Annotated in this window: 15 protein-coding genes; 9 read left to right on the forward strand and 6 right to left on the reverse strand. The window is 75.8% G+C overall.

What is annotated here, in order from left to right:
• Window positions 1–5 precede the first annotated feature (5 nt).
• Together ACI780_RS20650 and ACI780_RS20655 are read left to right on the forward strand one after the other, a co-directional pair.
• On the forward strand, window positions 6–887 hold the full coding sequence (locus ACI780_RS20650; RefSeq protein ID WP_457005410.1) for a PhzF family phenazine biosynthesis protein: 882 nt from the start codon (window positions 6–8) through the stop codon (window positions 885–887).
• 91 nt (window positions 888–978) lie between these two features.
• Window positions 979–2,652, forward strand: coding sequence for an AMP-binding protein (locus tag ACI780_RS20655; protein WP_457005412.1), 1,674 nt, complete (start codon window positions 979–981; stop codon window positions 2,650–2,652).
• A gap of 224 nt (window positions 2,653–2,876) precedes the next feature.
• Here the strand turns inward: ACI780_RS20655 and ACI780_RS20660 are convergent, their stop codons facing one another.
• Window positions 2,877–3,488 (reverse strand): SACE_7040 family transcriptional regulator, encoded by a 612-nt coding sequence (locus ACI780_RS20660; protein ID WP_456872304.1) that lies wholly within the window; start codon window positions 3,486–3,488, stop codon window positions 2,877–2,879.
• A 45-nt stretch (window positions 3,489–3,533) separates the two neighbouring features.
• On the opposite strand from ACI780_RS20660, the gene ACI780_RS20665 reads away from it, so the two are divergent.
• From ACI780_RS20665 to ACI780_RS20675, 3 genes are read left to right on the forward strand one after another with little or no spacing between them, the layout of a single operon-like run.
• Complete coding sequence (locus ACI780_RS20665; protein WP_457005414.1) at window positions 3,534–5,186, forward strand: carboxyl transferase domain-containing protein; 1,653 nt, start codon at window positions 3,534–3,536, stop codon at window positions 5,184–5,186.
• Window positions 5,187–5,188: 2 nt separating this feature from the next.
• Window positions 5,189–7,183, forward strand: a complete 1,995-nt coding sequence (locus tag ACI780_RS20670; protein WP_457005416.1) for an ATP-binding protein — start codon at window positions 5,189–5,191, stop codon at window positions 7,181–7,183.
• Between the two features lies 1 nt (window position 7,184).
• Entirely contained in the window at window positions 7,185–8,336 is a 1,152-nt protein-coding gene (locus ACI780_RS20675) for an acyl-CoA dehydrogenase family protein (protein WP_456872301.1), read from the forward strand.
• A gap of 48 nt (window positions 8,337–8,384) precedes the next feature.
• Here ACI780_RS20675 and amaB read toward each other — a convergent pair whose 3' ends face one another.
• The 3 genes from amaB to ACI780_RS20690 all read right to left on the reverse strand — a co-directional run bounded on the left by amaB (window position 8,385) and on the right by ACI780_RS20690 (window position 11,833).
• Window positions 8,385–9,914 carry an L-piperidine-6-carboxylate dehydrogenase gene (gene amaB, locus ACI780_RS20680; RefSeq protein WP_457005419.1) on the reverse strand — a complete coding sequence of 510 codons (1,530 nt, stop codon included), beginning with the start codon at window positions 9,912–9,914 and terminating at the stop codon, window positions 8,385–8,387.
• Window positions 9,915–9,948: 34 nt separating this feature from the next.
• On the reverse strand, window positions 9,949–11,115 hold the full coding sequence (locus tag ACI780_RS20685; protein WP_457005421.1) for an NAD(P)/FAD-dependent oxidoreductase: 1,167 nt from the start codon (window positions 11,113–11,115) through the stop codon (window positions 9,949–9,951).
• A gap of 76 nt (window positions 11,116–11,191) precedes the next feature.
• Window positions 11,192–11,833: an isochorismatase family cysteine hydrolase gene (locus ACI780_RS20690; protein ID WP_457005423.1), complete on the reverse strand. Its 642-nt coding sequence runs from the start codon at window positions 11,831–11,833 to the stop codon at window positions 11,192–11,194.
• Between the two features lie 194 nt (window positions 11,834–12,027).
• On the opposite strand from ACI780_RS20690, the gene ACI780_RS20695 reads away from it, so the two are divergent.
• Together ACI780_RS20695 and ACI780_RS20700 are read left to right on the forward strand one after the other, a co-directional pair.
• Window positions 12,028–12,591: a TetR/AcrR family transcriptional regulator gene (locus ACI780_RS20695; RefSeq protein ID WP_456872297.1), complete on the forward strand. Its 564-nt coding sequence runs from the start codon at window positions 12,028–12,030 to the stop codon at window positions 12,589–12,591.
• A gap of 29 nt (window positions 12,592–12,620) precedes the next feature.
• On the forward strand, window positions 12,621–13,826 hold the full coding sequence (locus tag ACI780_RS20700) for an MFS transporter (RefSeq protein WP_457005425.1): 1,206 nt from the start codon (window positions 12,621–12,623) through the stop codon (window positions 13,824–13,826).
• A gap of 21 nt (window positions 13,827–13,847) precedes the next feature.
• On the opposite strand, the gene ACI780_RS20705 is transcribed toward ACI780_RS20700, so the two are convergent.
• Window positions 13,848–14,747, reverse strand: a complete 900-nt coding sequence (locus tag ACI780_RS20705) for an LLM class flavin-dependent oxidoreductase (RefSeq protein ID WP_456872295.1) — start codon at window positions 14,745–14,747, stop codon at window positions 13,848–13,850.
• Window positions 14,748–14,766: 19 nt separating this feature from the next.
• Window positions 14,767–15,777, reverse strand: coding sequence for an aldo/keto reductase (locus ACI780_RS20710; protein WP_457005428.1), 1,011 nt, complete (start codon window positions 15,775–15,777; stop codon window positions 14,767–14,769).
• Between the two features lie 242 nt (window positions 15,778–16,019).
• Here ACI780_RS20710 and bla point away from each other — a divergent pair, with 242 nt between their 5' ends.
• Together bla and ACI780_RS20720 are read left to right on the forward strand one after the other, a co-directional pair.
• Window positions 16,020–16,934: a class A beta-lactamase gene (bla, locus tag ACI780_RS20715; protein ID WP_457005432.1), complete on the forward strand. Its 915-nt coding sequence runs from the start codon at window positions 16,020–16,022 to the stop codon at window positions 16,932–16,934.
• 150 nt (window positions 16,935–17,084) lie between these two features.
• Window positions 17,085–17,837 (forward strand): SDR family oxidoreductase (locus ACI780_RS20720; protein ID WP_457005430.1); only part of this gene is annotated, 753 nt, incomplete at its 3' end.

The following is a 17,837-nucleotide window of genomic DNA, read 5'->3' on the forward strand; positions in this document are numbered from 1 at the left end:
GGGCCGTGCTGTCTCATGTCGGGGTGGTCACGCCTCCGGTCACCCGTCCCCAGGTCCTGCGCTACGTCGCCTTCAGCGACGACCCCTCCGGCGGCAACCCCGCCGGCGTCGTCCTGGACGCCACCGGCCTGAGCGACGAGCGCATGCGGGCGATCGCCGCGGAGGTCGGCTTCTCCGAGACCGCCTTCCTCCTCCCCCGCCCCGACGGCCTCGACGCGCGCTACTTCAGCCCGCTGGCCGAGGTGAGCTTCTGCGGGCACGCGACGATCGCCACCGCCGTCGCCCACGCCGAGCGGCACGGCGAGGGGACGCTGCACCTGCGCACCCCCGCCGGCGAGGTGCCGGTGCGCACCGAGCGCACGCCCGACGGCGCGTGGACGGCGACCCTCACCAGCGTCCCGCCCCGTACCGCCGCGCTGTCCGAGGACGACCTGGACCTGTTGCTGGCGCTGCTGCGGACGACCCGCGACGACCTCGACCCGGCGCTGCCGCCGCGGGTGGCCTACGCCGGTGCCTGGCACCCGGTGCTGCCGCTGGCCTCGCGCGCGCGGCTGGCCGTCCTCGACTACGACATGAGCGGGCTCGGCCGGCTGATGGCCGACCGCGACTGGACGACGGTGGCGCTGGTGTGGCGGCAGGACCCGGTCACCTTCGTCGCCCGCAACCCGTTCCCGCCCGGCGGCGTCGTGGAGGACCCGGCCACGGGCGCGGCGGCCGCGGCGCTGGGCGGCTACCTGCGCGAGGGCGGGCACGTCCCGGCGCCGTCGCGGCTCACCGTCCTGCAGGGGGCGGACATGGGGCGGCCCAGCACGCTGTCGGTGTACGTCCCGGAGGGGCCCGGCAGCGGCATCGAGGTCAGCGGCCGCGCCGTCGCGATCCCCGGCTGAGCCCGGTCCCGGCTCCCTCCGATCGGGGGTGCCGTTCCCCCCTCGGAGGGGTCACAGTGCTCCCGAGCACTCCCGGAGGAGAGGACCAGCAGTGACCCAGTCGATCCCGACCAGCCCCGCCCTGCCGTCCTACGCGAGCGGGACGTCCGCGGTGCCCCTGCTCGGGGACACCATCGGGGCCAACCTGGACCGGACGGCGGCTCGGGTGGCCGAGGACCACGAGGCGCTGGTGGAGTGCGCGACCGGCCGCCGGTGGACCTATCCGCAGCTGGTCGCCGACGTCGACGCCTGCGCGCTGGGCCTCGACGCCCTCGGCGTGGCCAAGGGCGACCGGGTCGGCATCTGGGCGCCCAACTGCGCCGAGTGGGTGTTCGTCCAGTACGGGACCGCCAAGCTCGGCGCCGTCCTGGTGAACATCAACCCGGCCTACCGCACGCACGAGCTGTCCTACGTGCTCAAGCAGGCCGGCATCTCGGTGCTGGTGAGCGCGCCGGAGTTCAAGACCAGCGACTACCGGGCGATGGTGGCCGAGGTGCGCGGGGACTGCCCCGACCTGCGCGAGGTGCTCTTCCTCGGCGACCCCGAGTGGGAGCGGCTGATGGAGACCGGCCGCGCCGGGGACCGCGGGCTGCTCGCGCAGCGGGAGACGCAGCTGTCGGCCGACGACCCGATCAACATCCAGTACACGTCGGGCACCACCGGCTTCCCGAAGGGCGCCACGCTCACCCACCACAACCTGCTCAACAACGGCTTCTTCGTGGGCGAGGGCTGCGGGTACACCGAGGCCGACCGGGTGTGCATCCCGGTGCCCTACTACCACTGCTTCGGCATGGGCATGGGCAACCTGGCCTCCACCAGCCACGGCTCGACGATGGTCATCCCCGCGCCCGGCTTCGACCCCGCGCTGACGCTGCGGGCCGTCCAGGACGAGCGGTGCACCTCGCTCTACGGCGTCCCCACGATGTTCATCGCCGAGCTCGCGCTGCCCGACTTCGCCTCCTACGACCTGTCGTCGCTGCGGACCGGGATCATGGCCGGCTCCCCGTGCCCGGTGGAGGTGATGAAGCGGGTGGTCAACGAGATGGGCATGCAGGAGGTGACCATCTGCTACGGCATGACCGAGACCTCGCCGGTGTCCACCCAGACCGGTGCCGACGACGACCTCGACCGCCGCACCTCCACCGTCGGCCGGGTGCACCCGCACCTGGAGGTGAAGATCGTCGACCCGGAGACCGGGCTGACCGTGCCGCGCGGCACCCCGGGTGAGTTCTGCACCCGCGGCTACTCGGTGATGCTCGGCTACTGGAACGAGCCGGAGAAGACCGCCGAGGTCATCGACCGCGCCCGCTGGATGCACACCGGCGACCTCGCGGTGATGGACGCCGAGGGCTACCTCAACATCGTCGGCCGGATCAAGGACATGGTCATCCGCGGCGGGGAGAACGTGTACCCGCGGGAGATCGAGGAGTTCCTCTACACCCACCCCGACGTCGTCGACGCCCAGGTCATCGGCGTCCCCGACGAGCGCTACGGCGAGGAGCTCATGGCCTGGGTGCGGCTGCGCGAGGGCGCCGAGCCGCTCACCCCCGAGGCGCTGCGCGCGTTCTGCGCGGGCAAGCTCGCCCACTACAAGGTCCCGCGGTACGTGAAGGTGGTCGAGTCCTTCCCGATGACGGTGACCGGCAAGGTCCGCAAGGTCGAGATGCGGCAGGTGTCGGTGGAGGAGCTCGGCCTGCAGTCGGCCGCCGCGGTGAAGAACGCCTGACCCCCAGCCCGACGGTGGGCGCTGACGCCGCATTCCGCCGGGGGGAACGCCGCGTCAGCGCCCACCGTCGGCGTCCGGCCGACGACGGCGTGCGCAGAGGTGCGGCCCGAGGCCCCGGAGCTGCACACCCGCGCACGCTGTCGCCCTGACCACGAGGCATCGGAAGCTCTCCGCACGTCTGAGCGGCCCGGACGTGCGGAGAGCTTCCGATGCCCAGACGCGCCTCAGGCGGTGGCGGCGGCCTCGGCCATCGCGGCCAGCAGGCCCGCCATCTGCGGGCGGGAGACCCGGCCGGCGCTGTGCGGGGTGGAGTTGACCAGCCCGAAGACGGCGTGCGCGCGGGCCCGGCTGGCCGCGGTGCCCTCCTGCGGGCGGAGCCGGGCGAGCACCTCGACCCACACCTCGACGTAGCGGCGCTGCAGCCGGCGCACGCGCGCGGCGTCGTCGTCGGCCAGCGAGCCGAGGTCGCGGTCCTGCACGGTGATCAGCGCCGGGTTGTCCAGCGCGAAGTCCACCTGGAAGGCGATGAGCGCGCGCAGCTGGGCGACCGGGTCGGGCCCGGCCGCGGCGACCCGCTCCCGCCCGCCGTCGAGCAGCCGCCGGCTGATGCCCTCGAGCATCTCGGCCAGCATCGCGTCCTTGCTGGCGAAGTGCCGGTAGATGGCCGGGCCGGTCACCCCGACGGCGGCCCCGACGTCGTCGACCCCCACCGACCGCGAGCCGCGCTCGGCGAACAGCTGTGCCGCCGCCCGCAGGATCTGCTCGCGCCGCGACGGGCGGGCGGCGTCGGCCGAGAGCGCGGTGTCGACCTCACCGCCGGTCGCCGCCCCGGTCATGCCCGGATGGTAGCGCCGCGAGTGAACGTCGGTTAACCTCACGCCGTGACGTTAACCCCGGTTAACTCGCCGGGTCGAGCACCCCAGGTGCCCGACACCGGCACGGTCCTCGGCACGAAGGCCGACCCCCGCGGCGACGCCTTCGCCCGCAACGCCGCCGCCCAGCAGGAGCTGCGGGCGCAGCTGCACGAGAAGCTCGCGGCCGCGGCGCTCGGCGGCCCGGAGCGCACCCGCGAGCGGCACGTGGCGCGCGGCAAGCTGCTCCCCCGCGAGCGGGTCGACACCCTCCTCGACCCCGGCAGCCCGTTCCTCGAGCTGTCCCCGCTGGCCGCCGACGGCATGTACGACGGCGACGCGCCGGGCGCGGGCATCATCACCGGCGTCGGGCGGGTCAGCGGCCGCGAGGTCGTCGTCGTGGCCAACGACGCCACCGTCAAGGGCGGCACCTACTACCCGATGACGGTGAAGAAGCACCTGCGCGCCCAGGAGGTGGCGCTGCAGAACCGGCTGCCGTGCGTCTACCTCGTCGACTCCGGCGGCGCCTTCCTGCCGATGCAGGACGAGGTCTTCCCCGACCGCGAGCACTTCGGCCGGATCTTCTTCAACCAGGCCACGATGAGCGCCCAGGGCATCCCGCAGATCGCCGCGGTGCTCGGCTCGTGCACCGCCGGCGGCGCGTACGTGCCGGCGATGGCCGACGAGGCGGTCATCGTCCGCGACCAGGGCACGATCTTCCTGGGCGGCCCGCCGCTGGTGAAGGCCGCCACCGGTGAGGTCGTCAGCGCCGAGGACCTCGGCGGCGGGCTGCTGCACAGCCGCACCTCCGGCGTCACCGACCACCTGGCCGACGACGACGCGCACGCGCTGCGGATCGTCCGCGGCATCGTGGCCGAGCTCGGCCCGCGCAGCCCCCGCCCGTGGCAGGTGCGGCCCGCCGAGGAGCCGGCCCTCGACCCCGCGGAGCTGCCCGGCGTCGTCCCGGCCGACCCGCGCACGCCCTACGACGTCCGCGAGGTCATCGCCCGCATCGTCGACGGCAGCCGGTTCAGCGAGTTCAAGGCGCTCTACGGCTCCTCGCTGGTGACCGGGTTCGCCCACGTCCAGGGGCACCCGGTCGGCATCGTCGCCAACAACGGGGTGCTGTTCGGCGAGTCGGCGCTCAAGGGCGCGCACTTCGTCGAGCTGTGCGACCAGCGGTCGATCCCGCTGCTGTTCCTGCAGAACATCACCGGCTTCATGGTCGGCCGCGACTACGAGGCCGGCGGCATCGCCAAGCACGGCGCCAAGATGGTCACCGCGGTGGCCTGCGCCCGGGTGCCCAAGCTGACCGTCGTCATCGGCGGCTCGTTCGGCGCCGGCAACTACTCGATGTGCGGCCGGGCCTACTCCCCCCGCTTCCTGTTCACCTGGCCCGGCGCCCGCATCTCGGTCATGGGCGGTGAGCAGGCGGCCTCGGTGCTCGCCACCGTCCGCCGCGACCAGCTGGGTGACGCCTGGAGCGCCGAGGACGAGGAGGCGTTCAAGGAGCCGATCCGCGCGCAGTACGAGCGGCAGGGCAACGCCTGGTACGCCACCGCGCGCCTCTGGGACGACGGGGTCATCGACCCCCTCGACACCCGCACCGTCCTCGGCCTGGCGCTGTCGGCGTGCGCGAACGCGCCGCTCGCGCCGGTCTCCTACGGCGTCTTCAGGATGTGACCGTGTTCGACACCGTCCTCGTCGCCAACCGCGGCGAGATCGCCGTCCGCGTCATCGCGACCCTCCGCCGGCTGGGCATCCGCAGCGTCGCCGTCTTCTCCGACGCCGACGCCGGGGCCCGGCACGTCCGCGAGGCCGACGTCGCCGTGCGGCTGGGCCCCGCCCCCGCCGCGCAGTCCTACCTGTCGATCGAGCGGCTGCTCGACGCCGCGGCCCGCACCGGCGCGCAGGCCGTGCACCCCGGCTACGGGTTCCTGTCGGAGAACACCGCCTTCGCGCAGGCCTGTGCCGACGCCGGGCTGGTCTTCGTCGGGCCGCCGGCGAAGGCGGTGGAGGTCATGGGCGACAAGATCCGCGCCAAGCAGACCGTCAGCGCCGCGGGCGTCCCCGTCGTCCCCGGGCGCACCGACCTCGGCATGACCGACGACGACCTCGTGGCCGCGGCCGCGGAGGTCGGCTACCCGGTGCTGGTCAAGCCCTCGGCCGGTGGCGGCGGCAAGGGCATGCGGCTGGTGCAGACCGCCGCCGACCTGCCCGCCGCGCTGGTCTCCGCCCGCCGCGAGGCCGCGGCGAGCTTCGGCGACGACACGCTGTTCCTCGAGCGGTTCGTCACCGACCCGCGGCACGTCGAGGTGCAGGTGCTCGCCGACACCCACGGCACCGTGCTGCACCTGGGCGAGCGCGAGTGCTCCCTGCAGCGGCGGCACCAGAAGATCGTCGAGGAGGCGCCCTCCCCGCTGCTCACGCCGGAGCAGCGGGCCCGCTACGGGACGCTGGCCTGCGAGGTCGCCCGCGCCGTCGACTACACCGGCGCCGGCACCGTGGAGTTCATCGTCGCGGGCGGCGCCCCCGACGAGCCGTTCTTCATGGAGATGAACACCCGGCTGCAGGTCGAGCACCCGGTCACCGAGCTGGTCACCGGCGTCGACCTGGTCGAGCAGCAGCTGCGGGTGGCGGCCGGCGAGCGGCTCGGCTTCGGCCAGGACGACGTCGCGCTGACCGGCCACGCCGTCGAGGCCCGGCTCTACGCCGAGGACCCCGCGCGCGGCTTCCTCCCCACCGGCGGCACCGCGCTGGTGCTGGCCGAGCCGGGCGGACCGGGCGTGCGGGTCGACAGCGGCCTGCTCGAGGGGCAGGTCATCGGCACCAGTTACGACCCGATGCTCGCCAAGGTGATCGCGCACGGCCCCGACCGGGCCGCCGCGCTGTCCCGGCTCGACCGGGCGCTGGCGCACACCGTCGTCCTCGGCGTCGGCACCAACACCGGGTTCCTGCGCGCGCTGCTCGCCGCCCCCGACGTCCGCGCCGGCCGGCTCGACACCGGCCTGGTCGAGCGCGAGCTCGACGTCCTGACCGTGTCGGCGGTGCCGGTCGAGGCCCACGCCGCCTTCACGCTGTCACGGCTGGCCGCGCTGCAGCCGGCCGGCGCCGTCGTCGACCCCTGGGACGTGCCCAGCGGCTGGCGTCCCGGCGGCCGCCGCGCGCCGCTGCGCTGGGACCTCGCCGGGCCCGGCGGGTCGCGGTTGACGGTCACCCTGACCGGCGGCACCCGGCTGCGCGTCGGCGACGGCGACGAGCACGAGGTGTCCGGCGAGGTGGTCGACGGCGGCCTGCTGCTCACCGTCGACGGGCGCACCCTGTCCGCGCGCACCGCCGTCGACGGCGCCACCACGTGGGTGCACGTCGACGGCGCGACGTACCCGCTCACCGAGCTGCCGCCGGCCCGCCTGCACGCCGGCGCCGACACCGCCGACCGCACGGTGCGCAGCCCGCTGCCCGGCACGGTGGTCGCCGTGCACGTCGCGTCCGGCGCCGAGGTCGCGCAGGACGCCCCGCTCGTCGTCGTCGAGGCCATGAAGATGGAGCACACCCTCACCGCGCCCGCCGACGGCACCGTCGACCTCTCCGTCCGCGTCGGTGACCAGGTCGCCCTCGACCAGGAACTCGCCGTCGTCCACCCCCGCACCACCGACAGCACCGTGCCCGAGGAGTCCTGACGTGCTCGACACCCGCCTGACCGACGAGCAGCAGCAGCTGCGCAAGACCGTCGAGGAGTTCGCCCGCGAGGTCGTCGCGCCGGTCTCCTACCAGCACGACCGCGACGAGACCTTCCCGTACGAGGTGGTCCGCGGCATGGCCGAGATGGGCCTGTTCGGGCTGCCCTTCCCCGAGGAGTACGGCGGCATGGGCGGGGACTACTTCGCCCTGTGCCTGGCCATCGAGGAGCTCGCCCGGGTGGACCAGAGCGTCGCGATCACCCTCGAGGCCGGCTGCTCGCTGGGCGCGATGCCGGTGTACCGGTTCGGCTCGGAGGCGCAGAAGCAGGAGTGGCTGCCGCTGCTGACCAGCGGGGAGGCGCTCGGGGCGTTCGGCCTGACCGAGGCCGGCGCGGGCAGCGACGCCGGCGGCACCCGCACCACGGCGGTGCTCTCCGACGGGCAGTGGGTGATCAACGGCAGCAAGGCGTTCATCACCAACTCCGGCACCGACATCACCCGGCTGGTCACCGTCACCGCCGTCACCGGGCAGCTCGCCGACGGCCGCAAGGAGATCAGCTCGATCCTCGTGCCGGTGCCCACGCCGGGCTTCACCGCCGAGCCCGCGTACGACAAGGTCGGCTGGCACGCCAGCGACACCCACCCGCTGTCCTTCGACGACGTGCGGGTGCCCGAGGAGAACCTGCTGGGCACGCGGGGGCGCGGCTACGCGAACTTCCTGTCCATCCTCGACGAGGGCCGCATCGCCATCGCCGCCCTCGCCGTCGGCGCGGCGCAGGGGTGCGTGGACGAGAGCGTGCGGTACGCCCGGGAGCGCTCGGCGTTCGGCCGCCCGATCGCCCAGAACCAGGCCATCGCGTTCAAGATCGCCCGGATGGAGGCGCGGGTGATGGCCGCGCGCGCGGCCTACTACGACGCCGCGGCCAAGATGCTCGCCGGCCTGCCGTTCAAGAAGGAGGCGGCGGTGGCCAAGCTCGTCGCCGGCGAGGCCGCGATGGACAACGCGCGCGACGCCACCCAGGTGCACGGCGGCTACGGGTTCATGAACGAGTACCTCGTGTCCCGGCACTACCGCGACTCGAAGATCCTCGAGGTCGGCGAGGGCACCACCGAGGTGCAGCTGATGCTCATCGCCCGCCAGCTCGGGCTCTGAGGACGGCGAACGGCCCCCGACCTGCCGGTCGGGGGCCGTTCGCGTGTCTCAGATGGGGAACTCGACGCCCTGCGCCAGCGGCAGCTCGCCGGAGTAGTTGATCGTGTTCGTGGCCCGGCGCATGTAGCCCTTCCACGCGTCGGAGCCGGACTCCCGCCCGCCGCCGGTGTGCTTCTCCCCGCCGAAGGCGCCGCCGATCTCCGCGCCGGAGGTGCCGATGTTGACGTTGGCGATGCCGCAGTCGGACCCGTCGGCGGCCAGGAACCGCTCGGCCTCGGCGTGGTCGGAGGTGAAGATCGTCGACGACAGCCCCTGGGGGACGTCGTTGTTGAGCGCGATCGCCTCCTCCAGCGTGCGGTAGGGCAGCACGTAGAGCACCGGGGCGAAGGTCTCCTGCCGCACGATGTCGGTCTGCCCCGGCATCCGCACCAGCGCGGGCTCGACGTACCAGGCGTCCGGCGCCTCGTCGGCCAGCCGCCGGCCGCCGCCGGCGACCACCTCGCCGCCCTGCTGGCGCGCCGCCTCCAGCGCGTCCTGCATGCCCTTGTAGGCGGCGTCGTGGATCAGCGGGCCGACGAGCGTGCCGCCCTCCAGGGGCGAGCCGATCGGCAGGTTGCGGTAGGCGGCGGCGACCCGCTCCACGAGGGCGTCGACGACGTCGACGTGCGCGATGACCCGGCGCATCGTGGTGCAGCGCTGCCCGGCGGTGCCGGCGGCGGAGAAGACGACGCCGCGGGTGGTGAGGTCGAGGTCGGCAGAGGGGGTGACGATGGCGGCGTTGTTGCCGCCGAGCTCGAGCAGCGAGCGGCCGAAGCGGTCGGCCACCCGCGGGCCCACCGCGCGGCCCATCCGGGTGGACCCGGTGGCGCTCAGCAGCGCGATGCCGGGCGAGTCGACCAGGGCCTCGCCGACGTCGGCGCCGCCGATGAGCACCTGGCTGAGCCCCTCCGGGGCGCCGGTCTCGGCGATCGCGCGATCCAGCAGCGCCGCGGAGGCCAGCGCGGACAGCGGGGCGAGCTCCGAGGGCTTCCACACCACCGGGTCGCCGCAGACGAGGGCGATGGCGGTGTTCCACGACCAGACGGCGACCGGGAAGTTGAACGCGCTGATGACCCCGACGACGCCCAGCGGGTGCCAGGTCTCCATGAGCCGGTGGCCGGGCCGCTCGGAGCTGATCGTCTTCCCGTAGAGCTGCCGGGACAGGCCCACGGCGAACTCGCAGATGTCGATCATCTCCTGGACCTCGCCGGCCGCCTCGGAGGTGATCTTCCCGACCTCGATGCTCACCAGGGTGGCGAGGTCGGCCTTGTGCTCGCGCAGCAGCTCGCCGAGGCGGCGCACGAGCGCGCCACGCACCGGCGCCGGGACGGTGCGCCACTGGCGGAACGCCTCCCCGGCCCGCGCGACGGCGGCCTCGACGTCGGCCGCGGTCTGCCGGCGGACCGACAGCAGCCGCTCCCCGTTGACCGGGGAGGTCACCGGGTGGTCACCGGCGACGGCGTCGAGGTCGACCCCGCAGCGGCGGGCGGCGTCCTCGGCCAGTCGGCGGAGCTCCTCGGCGGTGGGCAGGCTGGTCACAGGAACGGTTCTCCTTCGGAAGCGGGTGTGGTCGTCAGACCACGTTGAGCTCGGGGCGGGCGCCCGCCCCCCGGAAGCGTGCCGCACCCAGCCCGGAGACGTCGACGAGGGTCTCCCGGCCCAGGTACAGGTCGCGCACCACCTCGCCGACGGCCGGCCCCATGAGGAAGCCGTGGCCGGAGAAGCCGGTGGCGTAGAGGAACCCCTCCACCTCGTCGGCGCGGCCGATGAGCGCGTTGTGGTCCGGCGTCATCTCGTACAGCCCGGCCCAGCCGCTGGCGACACCGACGCCGGCCAGCGCGGGCGCCCGCCGCTCGATGGCCTCGCCCAGCCGGGGCAGCCAGTCGTCGGAGCGGGTGAGCCGGAAGCCCGGCGTCTCGTCGGGGTCGGACATGCCCATGAGCAGGCCGCGGCCCTCGCGGTGGAAGTAGAAGGACGTGTCGAAGTCGATGGTGAAGGGGGTGTGCGGGTCGAGGCCGGGCACCGGCTCGGTGACCAGCACCTGCCGGCGCAGCGGGCTGACCGGCAGCTCCACCCCGGCCCAGGCGCCGACCTCGGCCGACCACGCGCCGGCCGCGCAGACGACGGTGTCGGTGCGCACGGTCCCGGCGGCGGTGCGCACGGCGGTGACCCGGCCGTCGGTGACCTCGATGCCGGTGGCCGCGCAGTTCGGCAGCAGCGTGGCACCGGCGCGGCGGGCGGCCGACGCGTAGCCGAGCACCACCGACTCCGGCGTGCAGTGCCCGTCGGTCGGCGACCACGCGGCGGCCAGCAACCCCTCGGGCGAGATCAGCGGCGAGAGCTCCCGCGCCTCGGCGACGTCGATCACGCGGCTGGGGACACCGAGGTCGTTCTGCAGCGCGACGGCGGCCTCGAAGGCGGCGACGGCGCCGGGCGTGGACAGCAGGAACAGGTAGCCGACCTCGGCGAAGTCGATGTCCTGCCCGAAGCGCGCCGGGAAGTCGCGGAAGGTCTCCAGGCTGCGGGCGCCGAGGGTGATGTTGACCGGGTCGGAGAACATCGCCCGCACGCCGCCGGCCGCCCGGCTCGTCGAGCCGGCGCCGAAGGCGTCCCGGTCGACCAGGACGACGTCGCGCACCCCCGCCCGGGCCAGCTCGTAGGCCGTGGCCAGCCCCATGACGCCTCCGCCGATGACGACCACGGAGGCGGTCGGCGGGAGCTGCCGGGACGGTGCGGTCATGGAGGTCCTCCGGGTCGCGGGGCGGGATCCCCATCCTGAGCGAGGACCCCGCGCCGCACCATCCCCCGCGCCGTGGTCAGCCGCCGCCGAACGCCGCGACCACCTCGTCGGTGGTGGCGCGGTGGGACATCAAGCCGTAGTCCAGGCTCGCCAGCGACCGCTGCGCGGCCTCGTCGTCGACCACCCCGCAGGCGTCGTCCACGACGACGGGCAGGAACCCGAGGTCGGCGGCGTGCCGGGCGGTGGGCTCGATGCCGATCTCCAGCACCGCGCCGACCAGCACGAGCGTGGTGACGCCGCGGTCGCGCAGCACCGCCTCCAGCGGCGTGCCCACCAGCGCCGACATCCCGAGCTTGTCGAACACCGGCTCGCCGTCGGCCGGCGCGAGCTCCGGGGTGATGGCGGTGTGCTCGGCGCCGGGCGGGAACGTGGAGCGGACCTCGTCGGCGCGGTCGAGGCGCTGCCAGGCCATGGCGGTGCGCAGCGCGGCGACGCCCATGTGGGTCGGCGGGAGGGACACGTGCCGCACGTAGACGACGGGGACCGCGGCGGCGCGGGCGGCGTCGAGCACCCGCCGGATCCGCTCGACGAGGCCGTCGCGGTCGCGGACGTGGCGCAGGATGCCCACCTGCGCGTCATAGACCAGGACGGCCGCCGCACCCGGGCGGCACATCTCGGCGACGGTCTCGGGGACGTCCACACCGAAGGCGCGCTGCATGCCCGGAGCCTCCCAGCGGGTGGCCGCCGTCACCAGGCGCGAGGAACCCCGGCACCCTCCGGCTCCTGCGGTGCTCCTCGCACCCCTGCGGTGGTGCGGCACCGCAGGAGGGCCCGCACCACCGCGGGAGGCCCGATGCGTACGCTCGTCCGCATGACCTCGACGCCTGCTGGGGCCTGGACGCCGGAGCGCGGGTGAGCACCGCCCCGGCGCCCGCGCGGCGGCCGCGCCGGCACGACCCCGGGCGCCGTGAACGGCTGGTGGCGACCGCGCTCGACGTCATCGCCGACGTCGGTGTCACCGCCGCCACGCACCGGGCCATCGCCCGCGCCGCCGACGTCCCGCTCGGCTCGCTGACCTACCACTTCTCCTCCCTCGACGAGCTGCACGCCGCCGCGTTCACCCGCCACGTCGACGAGGTCGCGCCCCGCTTCGACGAGCGCATGCGCGCGGCCGCCGGGGTCGGGGAGGCGCTGGAGGCGCTGGTCGGCCACCTCACCGGCGACCTGCTCGGCTCCGACCGCGACCTCGTCCTCGCCGTGGAGCTGTACGTGGCCGCCGCCCGCCGGCCGGCCCTGCGCGCGGTGACGCAGGACTGGATGCAGCGCAGCCGGCGCAGCCTCGAGCGGCACTTCGACGCGGTGACCGCCCGCGAGCTCGACGCCCTGGTCGAGGGGCTGGTGCTGCACAGCGCCCTCTCGACCGACCCCATGGACGCCGGCCAGATCCGCGCCGCCGTCCACCGCTTCGCCCGCTGACCCCCTCCCCCACACCAGGACAGGACCCCGTGTCGGACACCCTCCCGGCGACCGTTCCCGCACGGCTGCGCGCCGCCCGCGCCGCCGTCGCGGCGTGCTTCTTCACCAACGCCGTGCTCTACGCCAACCTCGTGCCGCGGCTGCCGGAGGTGAAGGACCGGCTGGACCTGACCAACGCCACCCTGGGCGCGGCGCTGGCCGCACTGCCGCTGGGCTCCCTGGTCTCGGCCCTGGCCTCGGCCGCGCTGATGCGCCGGTTCGGCTCGGCGCGGGTGGCCTCGTGGGGGCTGGTCGCGCTCGCCGCCGCGGTCTGGTGCGCCGGCGTGGCGCCGTCGTGGTGGCTGCTCGCGGGGGCGCTGTTCGTGGCCGGCGCGCTCGACGCCGTCGTCGACGTCGCGCAGAACGCCCACGGGCTGCGGGTGCAGCGCGCCTACGACCGGTCGATCCTCAACGCCTTCCACGGCGTCTGGAGCATCGGCGCGGTGGCCGGCGGCCTGCTCGGCTCGGTCGCGGCCGGGCTGGGCGTCCCGCTGGGGCTGCACCTGGGCATCGTGGCGGTGGTGTTCGCGGCGCTGTCGCTGCTCGCCCACCGCCGCATGCTGCCCGGCCCGGACCACGACGACGAGGGCACCGCCGCCGCCCCCGAGCAGGCCGGCGGGGGCGCGGTGCGCGCGGCGCTGCCCGCCCTGGCCGCGCTCGGCGTGCTGGCCACGGCGGGGGCCTTCGTCGAGGACGCCGGGGCGTCGTGGGCGGCGCTCTACCTGCGCGGCGAGATCGGCGTCGGCGCGGCCACCGCGGGGCTGGGCTTCGTCGCGCTGCAGACGGCCATGACCGTGGGCCGGCTGACCGGTGACCGCGTCGTCGACCGGTTCGGGCAGCGGCGGGTGGCCCGGGTCGGCGGCGCGCTGATCGCCCTCGGCATGGGGCTGGCCCTGGCGCTGCCCTCGCTGGGCACCACGCTGGTCGGGTTCGCCCTCGCCGGGCTGGGCGTGGCCACGCTGGTCCCGGCCGTCTACAAGGCCGCCGACGAGCTGCCCGGGCTGCGCCACGGCGTCGGCCTGACGGTGGTCAACTGGCTGCTGCGGGTGGGGTTCCTCGCCTCGCCGCCGCTGATCGGCGCGGTGGCCGACGCGAGCAGCCTGCGGGTGGCGCTCACGGCGGTCGTCGTCGCCGGGCTGGTCACGATGGTGCTCGGGCGGGTGCTCGCCCGGTCGGTGTCCCGCTCGGCGGGCTGACGCCGGCCGGGCACGGGCCGGTCAGCGGGGACGGCGCGCCCGTGCCACCTCCTCGCGCACGGCGGGCACGACCTCCTCGGCCCAGCGGTGCAGCTGCCGGTCGACGTCGCCGCGCGCCCAGAGGACGACGGTGTCCATCCCCTCGGTGAGGACGAGGTCGGTGAGCTCCTCGACCCACTGGTCGGCCGGCCCCTGGAGGAAGCCGCGGCTCGCGCCGTCGGTGATCGACCCGGAGACGTTGTAGAGCCGCCGCACGTCCGCGGGGTCGCGGCCGGCGTCCGCGGCGGCGTCGTCGATCCGCGCGTTGCGCCCGGCGAGGTCGGCCGGCGGGACGTACGCCGACGAGGGCAGCCAGCCGTCGGCCGACCGCCCGGTGAGGTCGAGCATGCGCGGGCCCAGCGCGCCGATCCAGATCTCGATGCGCCGGCCGGGGACCGGGCCGGTGGAGACGCCGGACAGCGCGTACGTCCCGCCGCCGGCCCGCACGTCCCGCTCCCCCGACCAGCAGGCGCGCACGACCTCGATCGCCTCGGCCAGCGCGGTGACCGCCTCCCCGGGTGACCGGCGCGGCCCGCCCATGGCCGCGATGGCGTCCCAGGAGCCGCCGGCGCCCAGCCCGAGGTCGACCCGCCCGCCGCTGATGACGTCGAGGGACGCCGCCGCCTTGGCCAGCACGGCCGGGGGCCGCAGCGGCACGTTCGCGACATCGGGGAACAGCCGGATCCGGCCGGTCCGCGCCGCGAGGTCGACCAGCAGCGTCCACATGTCCAGGTGCTCGGGCAGGTACGGGTGGTCCTGCAGCCCCGCGAGGTCCAGGCCCAGCCGGTCGGCGGCGCGGACCTGCTGCACGGTCGCGGGGTAGCGGGCGGCGCGGGGGTCGACGAACAGGCCGAACTCCGGACGGCGGCCACGGTCGGGCACGGCGGTCCCCTCCCGCGGGTCAGAGCAGGGCCGCGCCCACCGCGGCCCCCGGTGCGGCGATCTCCTCGATCCGGCGCAGCTCGTCGTCGGACAGGACGACGGCGGCGGCCGCGGCGTTCTCGGCGATCCGGCCGGGGTCGCGGGTGCCGGGGATCGGGACGACGTCGGGCCCCTGGTGCAGCAGCCAGGCCAGCGCCAGCTGCGCCATGGTCACGCCCTCGGCCGCGGCCAGGTCGGCCAGGGGCGCGAAGCGCTCCTGGTTGCGGCGCAGGTTCTCGCCCTGGAAGCGCGGGTGGTGGCGGCGGAAGTCCCCGTCGGCCACCTGCGCGACGGTCCCGGTGAGGAACCCGCTGCCCAGCGGCGCCCAGGGGACCACGCCGACGCCGAGCTCCCGGGCGAGGGGCAGCACGTCGGCCTCGATGCCGCGGGTCCACAGCGACCACTCGCTCTGCACCGCCGTCATCGGGTGGGTGGCGTGCGCGCGGCGCAGCTCGTCCGGGGTCGCGTTGCAGATGCCGAGGTACCGCGCCTTGCCGGCGGCGACCAGCTCGGACATGGCCCCGATGCTGTCCTCGACCGGCACGCCGGGGTCGGTCCAGTGCAGGTACCAGAGGTCGACGTGGTCCACCCCGAGCCGGGTGAGGCTCCCCTCCAGCGCCGCCCGGGCGCGCTCGGGCCGGGCGTCGACGAGCACCTCGTTGTCCCACTTGGTGTCCGGGCGCCGCCGGGCCGGGCCCGCCGGGTCGGTGGCGATCCCCCACTTGGTGGCCAGCTGCACCCGGTCGCGCCGCCCGGCCACCGCCGGGGCCAGCCGGCGCTCGGACAACCCGTCGGCGCCGTAGGCGTCGGCGGTGTCGAGGAAGGTGACCCCGCGGTCGAGGGCCCGCGCGACGACGTCGGCGGCGTCCCGGTCGGTGGTGTCCCCGTAGAGGCCCATGAGCACCATCGCGCCGTAGCCGACGGCGGAGACCTCCAGCTCCCCCAGCCGCCGGCGCGGCACGACGGGGGTGTCGGCGGGCCGCTCGGTCATCGGCGCTCCCCCCGGTCCCGGCGGGCCCGGCACCCGCGCTGCACGGCCAGTCCACCGACCGGCCCCGCGGGCGTCCAATGCCCGCCGCCATAGCCCGCGCGCATGACCGCGCCGGCCGGTCCCGGCGGCCGGCGGGCCGGTCCCGTGGCACGCTGCGCGGCGACGTGCGGGGCGAGGAGGGGCGAGCGGGAGTGCGCAGGACGGGGCACGCGGTGCACGGCCCGGCGAGGAGGAGCGGCGCCCTGCGCCGGTGCGCGGTGGCGTCGCTGCTGCTGCTCGGCACCGCGTCGTGCTCGTCGCCGGAGGCGGCACCCGCGCGGGTGGCACCGGCCCCCTCCTCGACGTCGGCCGCTCCCCCGGACCCCGGCCCGGCCGCGGCCGCCTCGCTGGCGGCGCTGGAGGAGCGGTACGACGCCCGCCTCGGCGTCTTCGCGGTCGACACCGGCTCGGGCCGGACGATCGCCCACCGGGCCGACGAGCGGTTCGCCCACGCCAGCACGGTCAAGGCGCTGGCCGCCGGCGCGCTGCTGGCGCAGACCTCCCCGGCGGACCTGCAGCGGAGCGTGCCGATCTCCCGGGCCGACCTGGCCCCCGCCCACTCGCCGGTCACCGAGGCCGCGGTCGGCGGGAGCCTGACGCTCGAGCAGTTGTGCGACGCCGCCGTGCGGTACAGCGACAACACCGCGCTCAACCTGCTGCTGCGCGAGCTCGGCGGCCCGGCCGGCCTCGACGCGGCGCTGGAGCGGGTCGGCGACCACGTCACCGAGGTGTCCCGGACCGAGCCCGCGCTCAACACCGCGGTGCCCGGGGACCCGCGCGACACCACCACCCCGCGCGCGCTGGCCACGACGCTGCGCGCCTACGCCGTGGACGGCGCGGGCGTCGCGGTGGAGGACCGGCTGCTGCTCGCCGACTGGCTCCGGCGCAACACCACCGGGGACGCGCTGATCCGGGCCGGCGTCCCCGGCGACTGGGAGGTGGGCGACAAGACCGGCACCGGCGCCTACGGCACCCGCAACGACGTCGCCGTCCTCACCCCGCCCGGGCGGGCCCCGATCGTGCTCGCGGTGGTGTCGAGCCGGGCCGAGCGGGACGCCGCGCACGACGACGCGCTGATCGCGGCAGCGGCCGGCGTGGTCGCCGACGCCCTGGGCTGAGGCGCCGGTCCGGCGCGACGTCGGCAGCCGCGGGGCCGAGGACCAGTGGGTCTCCCTGGGGCGACCCGGGACGGACCGGACGAGGGTGGGGCCACGAGCAGCCGCCGGCCGGCGGGACACCGCGGGCCGGTCTCCCTCCCCGGAGGCGTCATGACGGTGCAGCAGTCGCCGACCGGGACCCGCCGCCGGCCCGACCTGACCGGGCAGCGGGTCGTCGTCATCAGCGGGACCGAGGGCGCGGGGCTCGACACCGCCCGGCTCGCGCGGGCCGCCGGGGCCGACGTCGTCCTCACCGGCCGCGACCCCGACCGGCTGCGGCGCGCCGCCGGCGAGGTCGGCACGCCGGCCACCGCGGTCCTCGACGCCACCGACCCGGCCGCCCTCGACCGGTTCCTGCGGGAGCTGCCGCAGCCGGTCGACCACGTCGTGGTGACCGGCGAGCGGCCCTACCGGGCGCCGCTGGCGGAGTTCGACTTCGCCCGGGCGCAGCGCGACGTCGACGAGTACCTCTGGCTGCCGGTGCGGGTGGCCCGGGCGGCCGTGGGCACGGTGCGCCCCGGGGGGACGCTGCTGTTCGTCGGCGGCACGGCCGGCCGCCGCCGGGGCGCCGGGCTCGGCCTCACCGGCGCGCTCACCGCCGCCCGGCCGGTCCTGATCGCCGACCTCGCCGTCGAGGTCGCCCCCGTCCGGGTCAACCTCATCGGCGCCGGCTACGTGGACCGGCCGCTGTCGGCGCGGCTGCTCGGCACCACCCTGGACCGGCACGAGGAGCTGCGCGCCACCCTCGCGATCGGGCACGTCGTCCGGCCGGCCGACGTGCCGGCGCGCGGCCTCCCCCTCATTGTCAAACCCGCCCTGAACCGGGTCAACAAACACCTGGTCGGCGTCGCGCAGCTCGTCTTA

This window comes from Geodermatophilus sp. SYSU D00814, from assembly GCF_054050055.1.